The organism is uncultured Roseibium sp., assembly GCF_947494555.1.
Lineage (GTDB): Bacteria > Pseudomonadota > Alphaproteobacteria > Rhizobiales > Stappiaceae > Roseibium.
Window position 1 is genome coordinate 606,040 of the sequence record NZ_CANLVF010000001.1, and the last position, 17,895, is coordinate 623,934.

The window sequence follows — 17,895 nt, forward strand, 5'->3', positions numbered from 1 at the left end:
ATAAAGCATTGGAATTTCAGGAGATATTATCGTGTTAAATAAACGGGATTTGCTGCTCGGTGGAGCCGCAGCGCTTTTGGTGGCGCAGCCAGGCCTTGCGCGGGCGCACCACACCAAGAAATACAAGAACTTCAAACTCGCTCCGCAATATGTGCCGCAGCGCGTGTTCTTTTCGATGAATTACGCGCCTGGAACAATCGTGGTCGATCCTCGGAATCATTATCTGTACCTGATGGAACGCTGGGGACGTGCGCGCCGCTACGGCGTCGGTGTCGGCAAAGCAGGTCTGGCATTCCGGGGGCAGGCGACCGTCGAACGCAAGGCAGAATGGCCGCGCTGGACGCCGACTAAAAACATGATCCGCCGCGAGCCGCAAAAATATGCGCGCTATGCCGGTGGTGTTCCAGGTGGGATCAACAATCCGCTGGGTGCGCGCGCGCTCTATCTCTATAAGAACGGGCGCGATACCTATTACCGCATTCACGGCACCACTCAGCCCTGGTCGATCGGACGTTCGGTTTCGAACGGATGTATCCGCATGATCAATGACCATGTCATCGATCTGTACACGCGCGTTCCCCTTGGAACGCAGGTTGTGGTTCTTTAGCGCGATCCGGATACATCATCGATGAGTAACTTCGTGACACGGCGTCGCGTGCTTCGTGGCGGGTTTGCATTGGCCGGCCTGACACTTGCGGGCTGTTCAACAACGACAACCAGTCGTGCTCCGGTTGGAGCACCTGAGCAGCCGCGTGTGGATGCCAGTTTCCTGCAGAACTACGGTCCCAGATCGCAGGAGCAGTTTCCGCTTCCGGCAATCGATCCGAGGGTGCTTGCGCCTAAATTCAGGCGTCAGCGCATTTCTTATCGCAGCAGCGAGGCCCCCGGGACGGTCATCGTCGATACCAGGGATTTCTATCTCTATCTTGTCGAGCCAAGTGGAACAGCGATGCGATACGGCGTCGGTCTTGGCCGTCAGGGGTTTGAGTGGTCCGGACGGGCGCGAATTGCCTGGAAACGGCCCTGGCCCACCTGGACACCGCCGGATGAAATGATCGCGCGTGAGCCTGAACTGGAAAAGTACAGTGCTCGCAATGGCGGCATGCAGCCGGGGCTCGGGAACCCGCTCGGCGCACGTGCCCTTTACATATTTCAGGGCAATGTCGACACGCTCTACCGGCTTCATGGCACCAACGAACCTGCCTCCATCGGCAAGGCGGTGTCCTCGGGCTGCGTTCGCCTGATCAATCAGGATGTCATCGATCTATTCGACCGGGTCCGGCCAGGTGCCGCAATCGTCGTGACGTGATTATTGCGCGCGAGGGCCAGCAACCTGCACCCTGCGCCAGCCTTTCAAAAGGTGAATTATGAAAAAGCAACGCAAGTCTCCAAAAGCCCGGGACAAAAAGTCCCGGCAGACCGCCGGTACGACTTCAAAAGCGGAAACCGATCAGGGGCGGCGGAATTTTCTGCGCCTCGGCCGGAATATCGGCATAGGTGCCATCCTCGTGGGTGGCACGGGGTATGTTTTTGCAAGTAACCACGCGAACATGCGCCATGAGCACGATCTCACGCGCGTCGGTAACGGCCGCCCGACGATTGTGCAGATCCATGATCCGCAGTGTTCGCTCTGCAGATCGCTGCAGGTCGACACCCGCAAGGCGCTCGATATGTTCGAGGAAGAGAAGCTCGACTACGTCGTTGCCAATATCCGGACGGCCAAGGGCAAGACCTTCGCCAACCGGTACGGCGTCCCGCATGTCACTTTGCTCCTGTTCGACGGGAAGGGCGAATTGCAGGAAGTGCTGCAGGGACAGCGAGGTGCATACGAGCTGAGGAACCATTTCCAGAACCTTCTGGACAGCTAGCCTGCTGCGACAGTTATCGCGGCAAATGCAGCTCAATAGAGCGGTTCAAGCTTAGCTGGGACCGCTCTAGGCCTTTAGCAATCAGGTCTCAGGCATGTCGAGGGTCGTTACCAGGGAGGCGATCTTGCCGTTTGCGATGGTGAAGACGTTGGTGCCGCTGCCGCTGCCGCCCGGTATGGCCTTGGAGTAACAAGTCCATTTGACCGTGATGGTCTCGGCCTCGACTTCAACCGCGCCGAGATTGATGACGGCGTCACTGAAATCTTCGCTCCGGCTTGCCGCAAAAGCGGCCAGAATGGCGTCGCGTCCGCGATGAGGCTCTGTCAGACCGGAAAAAGGTTCGGAATAGACAGCGTCATCGGCAAAAAACGAGCCGAGCATTTCAGCGCCGGAAGGACCGGCTTGCATTGCCAGAAAGAAGTTTGCAATGTCCAGGGGCAGTTTGCTCATGAAGGAGACCTTTCGCGGATGTCGGTGGATGCTGAGGTGGTTGACGCGTTGAAAAACGCATTGGACGACCTGCGGGAAACGCCGCAAGCGCCTATTCCCGTCTCGGTCATTGAAGCACTGGCGCCGCTTGCGGCACGCGGCGCAAAACTGAAGATTGATCTTGAAGCCAGCCGGACAATCGGAGCACCGCTGATCACGATTGTCGGCCAAGGCGAGGATCCCGGCTTTCTGGCACCGCTCACGCCGCGCCAGAAGGACGTCGCCCGCTTGATCATCGCGGGCAAGTCGAACAGGGAAATTGCGAAGGAATTCGGCATTAGCATCGCCACCGTAAAAGATCACGTACATGCGGTTCTGCAACGGCTGAACCTCCGGTCGCGACGTGCGGTCATGGCGGCTGCGCGCGCAACGCAGTGACACTACCGATAGGACTTTTGGCGCACAATCCATCCGAGGATGGATAAAGGATCGGGTCTACTCGGCCGCTTTGACCCTGTAAGGAACGATGCCGCGTTGTCCGGGATCGATGAACGGCTCCTTGCCGATGGCCGGAAAGGCGCGCTGATCGCAATCGTCTCGCGGGCAGATGCGGCAGTTCACTCCGATCGGCTCAGGATCGGAAACTTCATTCACTGCCAAGCCATCGGCGTAAACAATGGCATCGGCGTAATTGACTTCACAGCCAATACCGAGCGCATACCGGCGTTCGCCAGTCTGATAGTCCGGCTGATGTTTGGTAACACTGGTCGCGATGCACAGATACTCCACACCGTCGGGCATCTGCGCGATCTGAGCGGTGAACTTGTTCGAATTCTGCTCAAAGGCCTGGTGAACGTTCCAGCGCGGACACGATCCGCCGAAGCGTGCAAACTGAAAGCGTGTTGCGCTGTGCCGCTTGACGACGTTCCCGGCGCGGTCAATTTTGACGAAATAAAACGGGAGACCGTTTGCACCGGGACGCTGAAGGGTCGACAGCCGGTGGCACACGGTTTCGATACTGGCATCCATCGTGTTCGACAGAAGCTGAATGTCATGCCGGCATTTCGTTGCCGTTCTCAGAAAATCATCGTAGGGCAATATAAGCGCGCCGGAAAAATAGTTGCGCAGCGCGAGCGTCGCAATGCTCTCAGCCGAACCGGTTCGGAAGCTCGCGCGCCTTACCTCCCCGGCAATCAGATCCTTCACGCATAGTTCCGCGATCACCGATCCCAGCAGAAAGTTTTTGGTCGACTGAGGGACTGCACGATAAATCGAGATCGTGCGCGTATATTCCTGATGGCGTATCAGCGTGCCTCCGTAGTCCTGCCGCTGGTCCACCGAAATGTCGAAACGCTGTCTAAGCCAGCCGGTCAACCGGTCGAACTTGTCCTCGCATGCGTTAAGCCCGATTTCGTGCGCGAGTTTTTCGGCGGCCCGGTCGAGACTGTCGACATAATTGTCTGTGTAATGGAAGAAGTCTCTCACCTCGTCATAGGCTGACTTGCGAATGCCGTCGGCGGCCGTTTCTTCGCCGCTCATCTGGACAAGGTCGTCTTCCAGCACATCCCTGTCATGGTAACTGCGCAAAGCGCCGTAGAGGTCCATGATCGCTTGTGTTACGGCGGGGGCGCGGGTGACAAGTTCCTGAATTTCCTGCCGGTTCACGGAAGACGTATGAAACTGCGTATCGGCGAAGACTTCCTGCAGATCCTGAACAACCCGATCGAGATCGTTCTTTTCGAATGCGGCCAGATCAACACCAAAAATGCGATTGATGGTCAGCAATACGGATGCGGTGACTGGCCGGTTGTTGTTTTCGATCTGGTTCACGTAAGCGGTTGAAAGACCGACTTTTTTGGCAAACTCGGTCTGGGAAAGTCCAAATTCCGACCTGATCTGCCGAAGCGTGTGACCTGAGTAAAGCTTCCTGTTCATCGAGGCGTCCAGTCAGTAAATTGCAAATTTTTAGCTATTTTCTATAAACACTTTAACATTTTACAATATAAGCTCTTTGGATGAAAGTGAGCTCATCAAAAAATTGGAAACGCTCTAGGTTGGAACATAGTGATGAACGCTCATTTTGCTCTCGACACACATACTGCCCGGACAGGACATGATGAGGCCTTTTCGGGTGCCACACGCGCAATGCAGTCCCTGAGCGACAAATTGACAAGCCGTCAGCTCGAAATTCTGCTGCTTTTGTGCGAAGGCAAAGTCAACAAGCAGATCGCTTACGAACTGGGTGTCTCTACTGCGACCGTGAAAGTGCATATCCGGAATGCGATTACACGCCTTGGTGCCAAGAACCGCATGAACGCAGTTGCCATCGTCGCCGCAAACAGCGCTATCTTCAGAAACGCGCACATCTTCGCGGGCTGAAACGCAATCAGGTATGTGGTCGGCTTTGCCGGTAAAGACCGGAGAGCCGCCTACTTCACTCGTAAATCTGCTTGTGTTGGGCGCATTGAACGCCAATTTCCGATCTGCCGCGACGACGCTCAACTCTCATTGAGGGCAGACCGGGCAAGTCGTTTCACTGAACATGCGCTTGCGTCCGTCGCGGGCGTGAGTATATGCAACTGACATCATGAGTGTCAGTCTGATCGGCCTTTTCAGCATATCCTTTCTCGCCGCAACCTTGCTGCCTGCACAATCGGAGCTCGGACTCTCTAGTCTGATATATCTGGAAAGTGCACCGGTTCTTGTCCTGGTGCTTGTCGCGAGCCTGGGGAATACACTGGGATCCGTCGTGAATTGGGCGATCGGGCGCGGTGCTGCCGCCTATTCGCACGCCAGATGGTTCCCCGTGAGTGTGGAGAAACTGGAAAAGGCGACGCGTTGGTATCATCGCTATGGGCGCTGGAGCCTGCTGTTGAGTTGGGTGCCAATCATCGGAGATCCGTTGACGTTGGCCGCCGGTTTGCTCAAGGAGCGCTTTTGGCCATTCCTGATCCTGGTGGCCCTTGCCAAAACGGGAAGATACGCCGTTATAGCGGTCATCACGACACGTGCGATTTGAGGCTGCCGCGTTTTAGACGCCGCGGCCGGAGTTCTGCCCCCGCCCGTCACCGGTAACCTGCCGATCAATCGCCGGGCCTTGCGCACCCGGGTTGTCTTCCGCATCCGAACTGGCCATCGCAGCAGCAGCGACCAATGCAATGGCAAGTGCCATTCCCAGAAAGATTGCCTGAAGTAGCGGCTTTGCATCGCGCAGGTCGTTACGTCCGGAAACGGATTTCCGGAGGGGGAGGTCTTCACTCTTCGCCATTGTCAGTCTTATCGGTTTCTTTTTGTTCGTGTTTCTAACCGTCTTGATCGATCGCCCCGGTGAGGTCGTTGTAAAGCCTCAGACCCAACTGGCGGGTTACGGCGACCATAGCAACGAAAGCAATCAGCGGAAGGGCCAGGAGCGGCGCGACAGCCAACGACATCAACATCAAAAACGCGATAGCGAACAGGAACAGCAATTCTGGTTGAGCCGCAGACCTTGTCTCCTGCTGAGGTGTTTCCGATGATGTCAAAAACCGCATAGGAACCTCCATCGTCTTCCTGCTGGCACTTTCGACAACAATTGGGTCTTCAGACCGACTGCAATCAGGCATTCGCTGAGAGTTTTCGTGACGATAATGCGGCGCAAACGGGGATCAGAGCGTGTTGCCAGTTGAGGCGCTAAACCCTTAATTGAGTCCCGGGCAAGATCGCCTTCATTCTGTCGTCTGCTTCAGTCTTTGTTTGCATTTTTGCGCAATAGTCATTTTCCCGGAGAACGTGCTAAACACAGGTCAGGCGTGGAATGACACTCAACGCAGCGCAGAACGCATTGCCTAAGACGTCCGAAGATTCCGCGGCATCCGCAGAGGATCAGCAGACACGTGTGCAGTCTCAGTCAAATGAAGGAGAAGCGCCCGCGCTGTCTCTCTCAGGACTGCAGTTTTTCATAGCCGACATCAACAAAAAAACCTTGCTCTGGCACGAGGTGGGGTCCCAGAACTTCAACAGCGAAGTCAAGGAACTGCAGGAAGCACCATCAAATGAGGCGCTGCGGCATCTTTCGACGGAGGACCGCAAGACGATCTTGCGGCTGGTTCAAGGAGCCATTCGCGACGGGCAGGCTGGTCCGTTTGATGTTGGTGGTGGCCCCGATCACCGTATTCCGGGAATACCAATCGTAGCGCACCGCTATGAATTGTCCGAAGGCAGAATAATCGCGATCTGCTTCCCGTCCATTGGCGAGTCGGATGACCATCCGGGCAAGATTGCACTTGGTTTGGCGCCGATCCTGCAGCATTTCGTTGCCTCGTCCTCCCGGATCGTACTGCTGGTCGATAATTTCGGTTATGTGCGCTTTGTCAGTGACGGCTTCCTGAAGAGCTTCCAGATCGAAGATAGGCGTCTGATCCTCGGCCGGAACATTGCTCATATCCAGAACCGGGTTGGACGAACCATCGTTTCGCTGTCGCTGGCGGCACTGACGCGCCGGGCAAGTGCAACAGGCCGCGGCAAGTTCCTCATAGCTCCGGGCGACAGTATCGACCTTAAGTACGAGGCCATGTATTTCCGTCTTGGTGGTACGGTCGGTGGCGTTCTGTTTTCAGCCGGCCATGTCGGTGGAGATGTCGACTTCGCCCAGGTCTTCGAAATGTGCAGCGCTCCTATTCTTGTGGTCAATACAAAGACGCGCATGATGATCGCGGCCAATCAGGCAGCCATGAAAACCTACAGTTTGACACCGGAAAGCCTGGACGAGCGACAGATTACCGATTCACTGCTGGACGCTGAGAGTTTCCAGTCGCTGCTCAATGCCGCGAAACAGGAATCGGATGTCCCGGCATCGGTATCGGTGACGACGCTGAGCGGTCAGACAAAGAAGAAGCGGTTCAAGTGCTCTCTCATTGATGAGGAGAAGGACGAGCCCAAGCTTATTCTTGAGACTCGAAGCTGATCCGGCGCAGCTCTTTCCCGTCCAAAAAAGTTGCTTAGCCAGCTTGGCCGAAGTTGATTGGGTCTTGTCTTCTGGCACACACGGTTCTACGGTCCGCGCGCTGTTGTTTCCGTTTCCCCCTGGAGGACATTATGGGCTTTCTTGCTGACGCATTGGCGCGTGTACAACCATCTGCGACCATCGCTGTCACCAACAAGGCGCGCGAGCTGAAAGCCGCAGGCCGCGACGTGATCGGTCTGGGTGCTGGCGAGCCGGATTTCGATACCCCGGAAAACATCAAGGCGGCGGCCGTGAAGGCCATCAACGATGGCAAAACGAAGTACACCGCTGTTGACGGGATTCCCGAACTCAAGGCGGCGATTGCCGAGAAATTCCAGCGGGAAAACGGACTGACCTATACCACGAACCAGATCACGGTCGGCACCGGTGGCAAGCAGGTGCTCTACAATGCGCTGATCGCTACTCTTAACCCGGGCGACGAAGTCATCATCCCGACACCCTATTGGGTGAGCTATCCGGATATGGTTCTGCTCGCGGGCGGTGAGCCGGTTATTGTGGAAGCCGACAAGACCACCTTCAAGATCACGCCCGAAGCTCTGGATGCGGCGATTACATCGCGCACAAAGTGGCTGATCTTCAACTCGCCGTCCAACCCGTCCGGGGCCGCCTACACCGAGGCGGAACTGAAGGCGTTGACCGACGTCCTGGTCAAGCATCCGCAAGTCTGGATCATGACCGACGACATGTACGAACACCTGGTCTATGACGACTTCAAGTTTACAACGCCGGCGCAGGTTGAACCTGCCCTTTATGAACGTACGCTGACGGTCAACGGTGTCTCAAAAGCCTACGCCATGACCGGCTGGAGGATCGGATATGCCGGCGGACCGGCGGACCTCATCAAGGCCATGGCCAAGGTTCAGTCCCAATCGACGTCAAACCCCTGTTCCATCGCGCAGTGGGCAGCCGTTGAAGCCCTGTCAGGAACTCAGGATTTCATTCCGGAGAACAACGAAGTGTTCAAGGGGCGCAGGGATCTTGTCGTCTCCATGCTGAACCAGGCGAACGGCATATCCTGCCCGGTTCCGGAGGGTGCGTTCTACGTGTTCCCGTCTTGCGCCGGCACGATCGGCAAAACAGCGCCGTCAGGCAAAGTCCTTGAAAATGATGCTGATTTCGTGACTGAACTTCTGGAGACGGAAGGGGTTGCCGTTGTGCATGGATCCGCTTTCGGGCTTGGACCGAACTTCCGCATATCCTATGCGACTTCAACGGAAGCACTGGAAGAAGCTTGCCAGCGCATCCAGCGGTTCTGCGGTAATCTGAAATAGGATTTCACACGCTGAATTTCGTGAATTGAAGGGCGGCGATTGCCGCCCTTTTTAGTGGCTGCTTGATGCCTCGTCCCGGGTGGCGCCGCCTGAGAATACCACCCAGCCCCCCAAAAACAGGAGCACGTCACCCAGCGTGGTCACGATGCGGAACAGGCCGGCTGCGATCAGGACGGCGTCCTCCTGGTTCAGGGACCACAAAAGAGCGACTAATGCCGCTTCGCGTGTGCCCAGTCCACCAGGTGCTCCAGGTGTGAGATAGCCGACGAGCCAGGCGATGACGGCAGCCCCGGCGAGCGGTGCAATAGAAGCGTTCGCAAGAAGGCCGAAAACGGCGGCAAAAGTCAGGCCGAGGAGGGCCATGAAAACCGTTGAAAGCGTGCCGATCACAAGCAAACCGGATGTAGACGATTGCGGGACCAGTCCTAATCTGGGAGCAAGCACGAGGGCGGCAAGAACACCGAGGGCCAGTCCTGGTGCCAGAAGCACCCATAGCCACGACGGTAACCAGGGCAGGAGAGGGGACAGCAGTCCAATGCTTCCCAGCAAGGCGATCACCGTGACAGCGCCCGCCGGGATCGCGCCAAGTTCCACAAGTGTTGCTTTCACGATCTGACCATCGCTCAAGGAACTGCTGCGCAGATAAAGGCCGCGGCCCACCAGATGCGCCACGTTTCCGGGTATGTACTTGGCGATCTGCGTCATTGAAAAGGACGGATAAGTCCGGCTTCTCGGCTCGGACGAATAAAGTGCCACGATGCGGTGCCACCCTTCGACCACGAACACCAGTGACACACCGTATGCAATCGACAAGCCGCCCAGAAGCGCGATATCGGTGCCGTCCGGGCGCCAGCTGGAAATGCTGGCCCAGTGAGATCTGACCTGAACCGCGACGAATCCCAATGCAATGAGCAGCACGACCCGGCCGCCCCAAATTGCTAGAGTTTTCAAACGCGCATTCAAGCTACAGTGTTCCCTTTGCAGGTTTCGCTATGTGCCTGGGATCTGAGATCTCAGTCTTCCCTCAGAGCCACTGGGCTGTCTATCTGGCGATCCTTGGTGGCTGGCATATCGTGTCGGTCTGTTCGGTTGAAAAGTCCCGCAGCGATGCCAGTTGGCGGCATTCCTCAAGGCTCCACACGGATGTGGCTTCGGGTGAGACGCGGAACTGGCGCAGTTGACCCGTCACGTTGGCAGACATGGCAAGACCGGCCAGAAAACAGATCCCCAGTCCCCACTTCCAGGCCGCCTTGTTGCGGGTGACGGCGATCCTTGGCATCGCGGCAGACAGTCCGGCGAGAACGAAGAGGCTGAGCGCCGGCCAAAGATCGATCCGATAGCGAAGCGTGATTGTGCCGTACGAAAGCGTCAAAAAGGCCAGAACGAGCCCGCCGGTCAGGGGAATGGCGAGTTTCGTCCAGACAGATCGTTGCGCCTTGAAGGACCAAAGCGCAAACACGAGCCAGAGTGGCCACAAAAACAGGATGCCGGCGAAAGGTTTTTCTATTCGGATGAATCCAAGGTCTCCGGCGAGCGTGTTTCTGGCGAATGTGTGGACCTGTTCGGAAAGCGGATCGACATACTCCTGGATGGTCGGCAGATCCAGTGTATAGATCGCGACATTGTGCGGGATCCGCTTCACGTTGAACTTGCCGTGTTCCTTGAAAGCTTCCGCGCGTGCGCTGTCGCGATCCTCATAGCCCCAGAAGACAAACCCGTATTGAATGCTGTCCTTGGTGTACCTGCCGTGTGTTTCCGTTGCATCGCCGAAGCGGGCAACATTCAGACCGAGAAATCCGACGCCGCTTGCGCCAAGGATCGCCAGGGCCAGCCCGGCCCGGAGCCAGCTTTGCCTGAGTGAGGTCGCTGCCAGAAACACCAGGCACAGCGTACAGGCCACATAAAGGCCGATGGCGACATTCGGACGTGCGTGAAGGGTGACCGCTGCCAGCGCAGCACAGGGGATTGCGGTTCGCCACAAAGGCCAATCGTCGAAAGCGACATTGGCCCAAATGAGAACAAACGCTCCTGTTGCCGCATAAGCCAGGGCGATAGGCTCGTGATAGAAGGATGTGTTGGCTGCCAGAAGAAGGCCGGGACTGCTGAACCAGACGGCCAGCGAAAGCAACCTGCTGAGCGCCAGTCCTTTGTCGCCAAGCTGCTCCATTTCCCGTGCAGTCGCCTTCAGGAAAGCTGCGTGATAGCAGAGCGTTCCAAGACAGGCCCAGGCCCAGATTGAAAACTGGGCCATCCCGACGCTTTCAAACGGCCAGAACCACCCGAGCGCAAACCGCGTCAGAAGGGGGCCGACACCATGATAGAGATAGGTAGTGCCGTCCGGCGCATAGTGCCCTTCCAACTGAACGACGCGTGCCGGGATATCCAGGTGGCCATCGAGAAGCGCGAGATAGTATTCGTCGTAGATGCTTTGCCCGAAGGGAACGATGCCGGGGATCTGCAGGATCCCGCTTGCAAGAACGGCATAGAACACCATCCCGATCAGGATCAGGTCGATGGCCCGCCAGATGGTCAGCGCATCATTTGGAGCTGCGAGCGCGGTAGGCTTTGTCATCTGAGCGTCTCATGATCTGCAAGGTTTCCCGCAACTCAGTCGTGTCCACCTGCGGCGGCTGCTGTTCAAGGCGACGCACCCGTTCCAGTACGGCTTCTGTCAAGCGGCGATTGGTGGCAAGAGCATCGCTCAAGAACGCGATCACGACCGTGATGTAGCCGGCAAGCAGAAACATGCTGCCCAGAACCAATGACTGGACCCTGCCGTCGCCGTCGCCGATGGCGTAGAAGAAAAGGAACCTCAGTACCGGCACCAGCCCAACGCCGATCATCAGTACGCCAGCCCACAGAAAAGCATTCAATGAGCGATACATGAAATAGCTTCTGAGGATCGTCACCATCTGTTTCTTGAGAAAACGGAAAGTGGATCCGGCAAGCCGGGACGGCCGTGTCGTCGGATTGGTTTTTACGGGGACCGAGACGACGCTTAACCCATGCTGACCCGCGTGAATGAGCGTTTCCGTCGTGTAACTGAAGCGGGTCATGACGTTAATTGTATACGCCGCTTCACGCGAATAGGCCCGAAAGCCCGATACCGCGTCTTCCACGTCCACCTGGGAAAGATTGCGTACCACGCGCGTGCCCAGTTTCTGCAGCTGCCTTTTCAGCCAGGAAAACTCCGGATTGTCGCCCGGTTTCCTGTCTCCGACCACGATATCGGCCTGTCTCTGGATAATCGGTGCAACCAAATCCGGGATACTGGACCCTGAATACTGGTTGTCGCCGTCGGTGTTCACGATGATGTCCGCACCCAGGCTTAGCGCAGACTCAATGCCGCTTTGAAAGCTCCGGGCAAGCCCCTTGTTTCGCCCGTTCTCGACAATATGGTCCACGCCGCAGGCGCGTGCCATTTCCACCGTGCCGTCGGTGGAGCCGTCGTCAATGACCTGAATTTCAACTTTGCTGATACCGGGAATGGACCGCGGGATGTCTGAAACGACGTCCGGTAGCGTCTTTTCCTCGTTGTAGCAGGGAATTTGAACGATCAGTTTCATTTAAAGCGCACAACTTCAGACCGGTTTACGTTTGTTCCGCTCATGACCAGGTAGTGAGCTTGAGGGCTGGAAGCGTTTTCGCAGGCTCCCGTTTCCGCCAAATATGTCCTGACCTTACGTTTGATAGAGTTAGGTCTTACACTTTAAAAAATTGATAATCCTGAACTCTTCCGGCCTGTTATCCGGTGTTGCGGATGTTGTCGAAAGAGGAAGATTACGGGTTGGGCCGCTGACCGCACGGAGACATTCATCAATGCGATCTCAACAAAGACTGTTGCTTCAGGACCTTTTTGAGAGCCTGCCGTCTCTCGTATTCATTCTGATCTGGCGGCAAAGCGGTGATCTGGAAATTGCAGGGTGGTCCGGCGCTGTGATTGGGGGAACCGTGTTCTTGATCTTTGGCCTGTGCAAGTTCCGGATGAGCCCGATAATGCTGGGCGTGAATTGTCACATTTTGCTGGCGACACCATTGATTGTCGGGGTATTTCGACTTGGGTTTTTTGAGTTGGGGACAGTTCTTGCCGCCTACGCTCATAGCGGCGTCTTGCTGACGGTGTTGCTGAACGGCTTTCTGCTCTCTCTATTTTCGCGAGGTGGCTTCATCGGAGACACGCAGGTCTCACGTGCGTGTCGGAGGCGGTACTCCGGTATTTTGCTCTCGCTTTGTGCGGCAGGAGCGATCTGGGCACTGTTCACGCCGGAAAGCAGTCTCATTCCTGTCATCGTTACGCTCACAATCCTGATCGGAGTGCGCAGATTCCTTCTTGCCCGTCATGCAGACAGCAAAAACCTGCCTGCAATTGCTGGAATTGCCTCGCTGCCTGAGGGAGGCTCGAACGCCGCGCCGCTTTCGACCTGACATTTTTTTAATGTCCCGAAAGGCAGGGACCGCCCAGATTTTGACGTGAAGCGGACCCATATCTTCATCGCTCCCGGCGCCTGTGATCCGCGAACGGGACCATTCAAGATGGAGAATTTCAAGATGCGCTTTTTGAGCGCGGCACTCGCTGCTGCAACACTTTCGATGATCCTTCCTGCCCACGCATCGGAAAACAGTCCGAAAGTCGAGATCGGAACCCTGAATTGCCTAGTGGAAGGCGAGCACAGCTTCATTGTCGGGTCTACCGCCAAACTCGGCTGCAGTTTCAAACCGGCCGATGGCGGGGCAATCGAGTACTACAGTGGTGAAGTCCGTGACTACGGTCTAGATATCGGAAAAACCCAAGAGGCGACGCTTGTATGGGGCGTGCTGGCACCTTCTGCCAACCGCAAGCCTGGACTGCTCGCCGGAACTTATGGTGGTCTGACGGCCGGGGCCAGCCTGGGAGCAGGTATCAAGGCGAATGCGCTACTAGGTGGATTTGACCGTTCAATCGCACTCAACCCCTTCAGCCTGGAAAGCCAGACAGGAACCAACCTTACGCTTGGTGTCAGCAAACTGACACTCGAAGCGATCAACTAGGAACATCCCGCCCGCCCGATCTGTAACATGGAACGGGCGGGCTCTTGAGATCCGGTCTCAGTCGTCTATGCGGCAGGGCGATCCGGGACCCGCGCATGGGTTTGCCGTATTCCTGCGCTCTGCATTGAGACGGTTGATCTGGTCGACACGGTTCAGTCTGTTGGCACGGTCGATCTGTTGCTGCGTCGAAAATTCGTTTCGCTGCTGATTGAGATTTTGATTGAGCTGCTGTTCGGCAGACGGCAACAGCGACGTTCCCGGCTGCGGCAATCCACGAAGCTGTACGTTCTGCGCAGCAACCGGCGATGCCATTGCGAGCAAGAGCGTGACAGTCCAAAGGCACAATCGATACGTCATTCAGGTACACCCGTAGTGCTGTGTTTCCACTATGAATAGGTGGGTATGCGCCCGGTTTATACAAACCAGATTAGCGCGAACCGTCTTGTGTCGACAAGATTGGCAAACGTCGCGTGGCGGACATCGCAAGAACCGAGACCTTTCGTGATTGCAGCCGAAACGGGCAAGGCCATGTAATTGCACCGTGTTTGCATTTCCAGGCCGTGAATTGCTGCGCTGCGACGTAAGATTCCCTTGCCTTCAGGGCCCCTTCGGCGCGACGATAATGGACCGCCCATGGTCGATGCGCCGTCTTACACAGGCGTCCAAGCGCACTGCAGCCGGATCAGGCATCGATCCCAACCGGGCGAGACGCGGCAGGCCCGCGTCCCTCGTCGGCCATGCCGCGTTGTTAAGGGGAGACCCTCAAACAAACGGGAGGCTCATTATGGCAAACTCGATAAACGGAAAAGGATCAGCTGCCGGTAGTTCGCCGCGCTGCATCGCCCTCGTCGGTCCGTTCGGAAGCGGAAAGACCAGTCTCTTGGAGGCGTTGCTTGCGCGAACGGACAAATTGGCGCGCCAGGGGACGGTGACGGACGGCAATACGGTGGGAGATGCATCGCCGGAAGCACGCGCACACGGGATGAGCGTAGAAATCAATATTGCCGAAACGGAATATCTCGGAGATCGGTTCGTTTTCGTCGACTGTCCCGGATCGGTGGAATTCCTGAGCGAAATGGACGGGGCGCTGAGTGGTATCGATCTGGCTGTTGTTGTTGCGGAAGACGATGAGCGCAAGGTCCCAGCCTTGCAGCTTATACTGAAAGCCCTTGAAGCCCGCGCCATCCCGCGGGTTTTGTTTTTGAACAAGATCGACAAGAGCAATCGACGCGTGCGCGACGTCTTGAGTGTTCTGCAGCCGGCCTCAGCCGTACCGCTTGTGTTGCGGCAAATTCCGATCTGGGAAGACGGCCAGGCGACCGGATTTATCGATCTCGCGCTGGAGCGGGCACACGTCTATCATGAGAAAGAAACGAGCACGCGTGTCGACATGTCCGATGAAGACCGGGCGCGCGAACTCGAAGCCCGGTTCACAATGCTTGAGCACCTTGCCGATCATGATGATGATCTGATGGAAGCCCTGCTTGAAGATATTGCGCCGGATCGTGATCTTGTGTTCTCAGACCTTGTGAAAGAAATGCGAGACGGACTGATATGTCCCGTATTCTTCGGGTCGGCCGATCACGGCAATGGTGTCAACCGTCTCTTAAAAGCACTTCGTCACGAAGCACCGGGCGTGGATGTCCTGAAATACCGGGCCCTGGACAATGGGCCACGGTCCGCGCTCCAGGTGGTCAAAACCCTGCATACCCAGCATGGCGGCAAACTTTCCGTCGCGCGGGTTCTCGAAGGCCAGATTTCCGACGGAGACAGCTTGTTCCGCAACGGACGGGAAGAAGTGAAGGTATCGGGCCTGTTCTCGATCTTTGGCCAACAGGCCAGCAAGATTGCGACCGCCGGAAAGGGCGATCTTGTCGCGCTCGGACGAATGGACGGTGTGGAAACCGGGGATCTGCTCAGCCATGACGAAGGCGACTTGAGCAGTGTCTTTAAAGTCGAACGGCGTAGCCCTGCGCTGGCCACGGCCGTAGCGGCCGCTCAAAGAAAAGACGAAGTCCGACTGTCGGCAGCACTTGCGAAACTTGCCGAGGAAGATCCCTCGCTATCCATAAGCCAGAACCAGACAACGGCGGAGACCCTGCTGGAAGGTCAGGGCGAGATGCATCTGCGCGTCGCACAGGAAAGGTTGTCGGGGAAATACGGACTGGAGGTGTCGATACATACCCCGCACGTGCCCTATGCGGAGACCATCCGTGGCAAGACCAAGGTCAGAGGACGCCATAAGAAACAGTCCGGAGGCCATGGTCAATTCGGTGACGTGGTGCTGGAAATCTCGCCGCTTCCGAGGGGAGAGGGCATTCAGTTTTCGGACACGATCACGGGCGGCGTGGTTCCCAAACAGTATATCGCTTCTGTGCGGGATGGCGTTCTGGACGCGCTTGGGCGTGGGAGCTTCGGCTTTCCGGTCGCCGACATAGCAATCTGCCTGACTGATGGTTCGTACCACTCGGTCGACAGTTCCGACCAGGCGTTCAAGATGGCCGGAATATTGGCGATCCGCGAGGGTTTGCCGGATTGTAAGCCCGTCCTGCTCGAACCGATCCACAAGGTTGTCATCGCCTGTCCCAACGATGCCACAGCGAAAGTCAATGCGATCGTGTCTGCAAGGAGAGGGCAGCTACTCGGCTTTGACGCACGACCGGACTGGCCCGGCTGGGACGAGGTCCAGGCCTTGATGCCGGAAGCGGAAATCGGCGACCTGATTGTCGAATTGCGCTCGGCGACAGCCGGCGTCGCGAGCTATACCTCAGAGTTCGACCATATGGCGGAACTTTCAGGCAAGGCTGCGGAACAGGCGCTTCAACGCTCCGGCAAGCAGGCCGCGTAAAGCGACACATAGCTTTCAAAGGTTCAAAGTGGGGCTTCCGAGCCCCTCTTCATAAGTTCTACAAGACAAAGCCTCGTCAATCTCACGTCCCGTATTAATACATCCACCTGGATGCGTTCGTCCCGGCGCGCATTTGCTCACATGTACCTGGTTTCCGGCCGTCGAAAGACAAGAAAGCGGTTTTTTGCGCGGAAACTCTCCGTGGAACACGTGTTTCTTGCCTACAGTCACCATTGCGTTATTTGCCTTTGAATGCCGATTCCGGTTCTGTCTTCGGCAAACAGGAGTTTGACTATGAACATCTTGAAAAAGCGCAGTTGGGAGTTACCCGAGCGCGAGGCCACACCTGAAAGCGTTTTTTTGAATCGGCGGCAGATCCTTGCCGGAATGGCTGGCGGCGGCGTCCTACTGGGTACTGGTCTTGGCATCAAGCCGGCTTTTGCGGAAGACGACCCGAGCGCAGGGCTTTATCCGGTTTCCCGCAATGCCGCCTTTGCGCTCGACCGGGATCTGACGGACGAGGACATTGCATCCAAATATAACAATTTTTACGAGTTCGGGTCGCACAAGCAGATCTGGCCGGCCGCGCAGCAGCTTCAGATCAGGCCCTGGACGGTGACGCTGGACGGGATGATCGACAATCCGCAAATCGTCGACATCGATACGCTGTTGTCGAAAATGCCTTTGGAAGAGCGGCTCTATCGTCACCGTTGCGTCGAAGCCTGGTCGATGGCGGTGCCGTGGTCTGGCTTTCCGCTGTCCGAACTGGTGAAATTGGCCGGACCGCAATCGGGTGCCAAGTATCTCCGCTTCGAAACATTCCTGGATCCGTCCATCGCCAATGGCCAGAAACAGAGCTGGTATCCCTGGCCCTATGTGGAAGGTCTCACGCTTGAAGAGGCGAACAACGAATTGGCCTTCATGGCAACCGGCATTTACGGAAAACCGCTTGCCAAGCAATTCGGAGCACCCATTCGCCTGGTGACACCCTGGAAATACGGCTTCAAGTGTATCAAGTCGGTGGTGAGAATTTCCTTTACCGATAAGCGCCCCGTCAGTTTCTGGGAAGAAATCCAGCCTAAGGAATATGGTTTCTGGGCCAACGTGAACCCGGAAGTGCCGCATCAGCGCTGGTCGCAGGCAAGTGAAAAACTTCTCGGTACGGACGAACGCCGGGATACGCTTCTATATAACGGCTATGAAGAGCAGGTTGCCGGTCTTTACCAGAACCTGAGTGGTGAGAAGCTATTCATGTGAGCAAGCGACGCGCAGTATGATTGCGCTGCAAATTGCTTTGGACAAAAAAAGAGCCGGGTCCTAAAAGACCCGGCAGTTTATTTTGATTCACTGAATACAGTGGAATCACCTTCCAGAGGGGAACAGCTGGTCTGGGCATCACTGGGAGGAGGATGTGATCCCCGTGTGACCAACAGTGCTGCTTATATGCGG

20 protein-coding genes are annotated in these 17,895 nt (G+C 56.6%); 12 read left to right on the plus strand and 8 right to left on the minus strand.

The features are described from left to right. Window positions 1-76 precede the first annotated feature (76 nt). Genes Q0915_RS02675 through Q0915_RS02685 form a run of 3 tightly spaced genes read left to right on the plus strand, consistent with a single transcriptional unit; the run spans window position 77 to window position 1,868 of the window. A complete protein-coding gene (locus Q0915_RS02675) occupies window positions 77-607 on the plus strand; it encodes a L,D-transpeptidase (RefSeq protein WP_299474662.1) in 531 nt (176 codons plus the stop codon). A gap of 21 nt (window positions 608-628) precedes the next feature. Beyond that, the gene (locus Q0915_RS02680; RefSeq protein WP_299472988.1) at window positions 629-1,309 is read left to right on the plus strand and encodes a L,D-transpeptidase; all 681 of its coding nucleotides are present in this window, start codon (window positions 629-631) and stop codon (window positions 1,307-1,309) included. Window positions 1,310-1,367: 58 nt separating this feature from the next. After that, window positions 1,368-1,868, plus strand: a complete 501-nt coding sequence (locus Q0915_RS02685; RefSeq protein ID WP_299472990.1) for a thioredoxin family protein — start codon at window positions 1,368-1,370, stop codon at window positions 1,866-1,868. Between the two features lie 81 nt (window positions 1,869-1,949). On the opposite strand, the gene Q0915_RS02690 is transcribed toward Q0915_RS02685, so the two are convergent. Then, entirely contained in the window at window positions 1,950-2,318 is a 369-nt protein-coding gene (locus Q0915_RS02690; protein ID WP_299472992.1) for a nuclear transport factor 2 family protein, read from the minus strand. 18 nt (window positions 2,319-2,336) lie between these two features. Between Q0915_RS02690 and Q0915_RS02695 the strand changes: the two genes are divergently transcribed. Next, window positions 2,337-2,735 carry a helix-turn-helix transcriptional regulator gene (locus tag Q0915_RS02695; RefSeq protein ID WP_299472994.1) on the plus strand — a complete coding sequence of 133 codons (399 nt, stop codon included), beginning with the start codon at window positions 2,337-2,339 and terminating at the stop codon, window positions 2,733-2,735. 57 nt (window positions 2,736-2,792) lie between these two features. On the opposite strand, the gene Q0915_RS02700 is transcribed toward Q0915_RS02695, so the two are convergent. Further along, a complete protein-coding gene (locus tag Q0915_RS02700) occupies window positions 2,793-4,232 on the minus strand; it encodes a helix-turn-helix transcriptional regulator (RefSeq protein ID WP_299472996.1) in 1,440 nt (479 codons plus the stop codon). Between the two features lie 132 nt (window positions 4,233-4,364). Here Q0915_RS02700 and Q0915_RS02705 point away from each other — a divergent pair, with 132 nt between their 5' ends. Next, entirely contained in the window at window positions 4,365-4,676 is a 312-nt protein-coding gene (locus tag Q0915_RS02705; RefSeq protein WP_299472998.1) for a LuxR C-terminal-related transcriptional regulator, read from the plus strand. Between the two features lie 208 nt (window positions 4,677-4,884). Next, window positions 4,885-5,316: a YqaA family protein gene (locus tag Q0915_RS02710; RefSeq protein WP_299472999.1), complete on the plus strand. Its 432-nt coding sequence runs from the start codon at window positions 4,885-4,887 to the stop codon at window positions 5,314-5,316. 12 nt (window positions 5,317-5,328) lie between these two features. Here Q0915_RS02710 and Q0915_RS02715 read toward each other — a convergent pair whose 3' ends face one another. Beyond that, window positions 5,329-5,565 (minus strand): hypothetical protein, encoded by a 237-nt coding sequence (locus Q0915_RS02715; protein ID WP_299473000.1) that lies wholly within the window; start codon window positions 5,563-5,565, stop codon window positions 5,329-5,331. Between the two features lie 34 nt (window positions 5,566-5,599). Further along, window positions 5,600-5,827, minus strand: coding sequence for a hypothetical protein (locus tag Q0915_RS02720; protein WP_299473002.1), 228 nt, complete (start codon window positions 5,825-5,827; stop codon window positions 5,600-5,602). A 263-nt stretch (window positions 5,828-6,090) separates the two neighbouring features. On the opposite strand from Q0915_RS02720, the gene Q0915_RS02725 reads away from it, so the two are divergent. Then, a complete protein-coding gene (locus tag Q0915_RS02725; protein ID WP_299473004.1) occupies window positions 6,091-7,239 on the plus strand; it encodes a hypothetical protein in 1,149 nt (382 codons plus the stop codon). A 131-nt stretch (window positions 7,240-7,370) separates the two neighbouring features. Continuing rightward, window positions 7,371-8,570 carry a pyridoxal phosphate-dependent aminotransferase gene (locus Q0915_RS02730; RefSeq protein WP_299473006.1) on the plus strand — a complete coding sequence of 400 codons (1,200 nt, stop codon included), beginning with the start codon at window positions 7,371-7,373 and terminating at the stop codon, window positions 8,568-8,570. Window positions 8,571-8,621: 51 nt separating this feature from the next. Here Q0915_RS02730 and Q0915_RS02735 read toward each other — a convergent pair whose 3' ends face one another. The 3 genes from Q0915_RS02735 to Q0915_RS02745 all read right to left on the minus strand — a co-directional run bounded on the left by Q0915_RS02735 (window position 8,622) and on the right by Q0915_RS02745 (window position 12,136). Next, window positions 8,622-9,521: a hypothetical protein gene (locus tag Q0915_RS02735; RefSeq protein WP_299473008.1), complete on the minus strand. Its 900-nt coding sequence runs from the start codon at window positions 9,519-9,521 to the stop codon at window positions 8,622-8,624. Window positions 9,522-9,612: 91 nt separating this feature from the next. Continuing rightward, entirely contained in the window at window positions 9,613-11,142 is a 1,530-nt protein-coding gene (locus tag Q0915_RS02740; protein WP_299473010.1) for a hypothetical protein, read from the minus strand. Further along, window positions 11,108-12,136: a glycosyltransferase family 2 protein gene (locus Q0915_RS02745; protein WP_299473011.1), complete on the minus strand. Its 1,029-nt coding sequence runs from the start codon at window positions 12,134-12,136 to the stop codon at window positions 11,108-11,110. Before Q0915_RS02745 ends, Q0915_RS02740 begins: the two co-directional genes overlap by 35 nt. Before the next feature lie 253 nt (window positions 12,137-12,389). On the opposite strand from Q0915_RS02745, the gene Q0915_RS02750 reads away from it, so the two are divergent. Continuing rightward, complete coding sequence (locus Q0915_RS02750) at window positions 12,390-12,995, plus strand: hypothetical protein (RefSeq protein WP_299473014.1); 606 nt, start codon at window positions 12,390-12,392, stop codon at window positions 12,993-12,995. Between the two features lie 123 nt (window positions 12,996-13,118). After that, window positions 13,119-13,598 (plus strand): DUF992 domain-containing protein, encoded by a 480-nt coding sequence (locus Q0915_RS02755; RefSeq protein WP_299473016.1) that lies wholly within the window; start codon window positions 13,119-13,121, stop codon window positions 13,596-13,598. A gap of 57 nt (window positions 13,599-13,655) precedes the next feature. Here Q0915_RS02755 and Q0915_RS02760 read toward each other — a convergent pair whose 3' ends face one another. Beyond that, complete coding sequence (locus Q0915_RS02760) at window positions 13,656-13,955, minus strand: hypothetical protein (RefSeq protein ID WP_299473018.1); 300 nt, start codon at window positions 13,953-13,955, stop codon at window positions 13,656-13,658. A gap of 427 nt (window positions 13,956-14,382) precedes the next feature. On the opposite strand from Q0915_RS02760, the gene Q0915_RS02765 reads away from it, so the two are divergent. Together Q0915_RS02765 and msrP are read left to right on the plus strand one after the other, a co-directional pair. Beyond that, window positions 14,383-16,446 carry an elongation factor G gene (locus Q0915_RS02765; RefSeq protein ID WP_299473020.1) on the plus strand — a complete coding sequence of 688 codons (2,064 nt, stop codon included), beginning with the start codon at window positions 14,383-14,385 and terminating at the stop codon, window positions 16,444-16,446. Between the two features lie 294 nt (window positions 16,447-16,740). Next, window positions 16,741-17,703 (plus strand): protein-methionine-sulfoxide reductase catalytic subunit MsrP, encoded by a 963-nt coding sequence (gene msrP / locus Q0915_RS02770; RefSeq protein WP_299473022.1) that lies wholly within the window; start codon window positions 16,741-16,743, stop codon window positions 17,701-17,703. Window positions 17,704-17,895 lie beyond the last annotated feature (192 nt).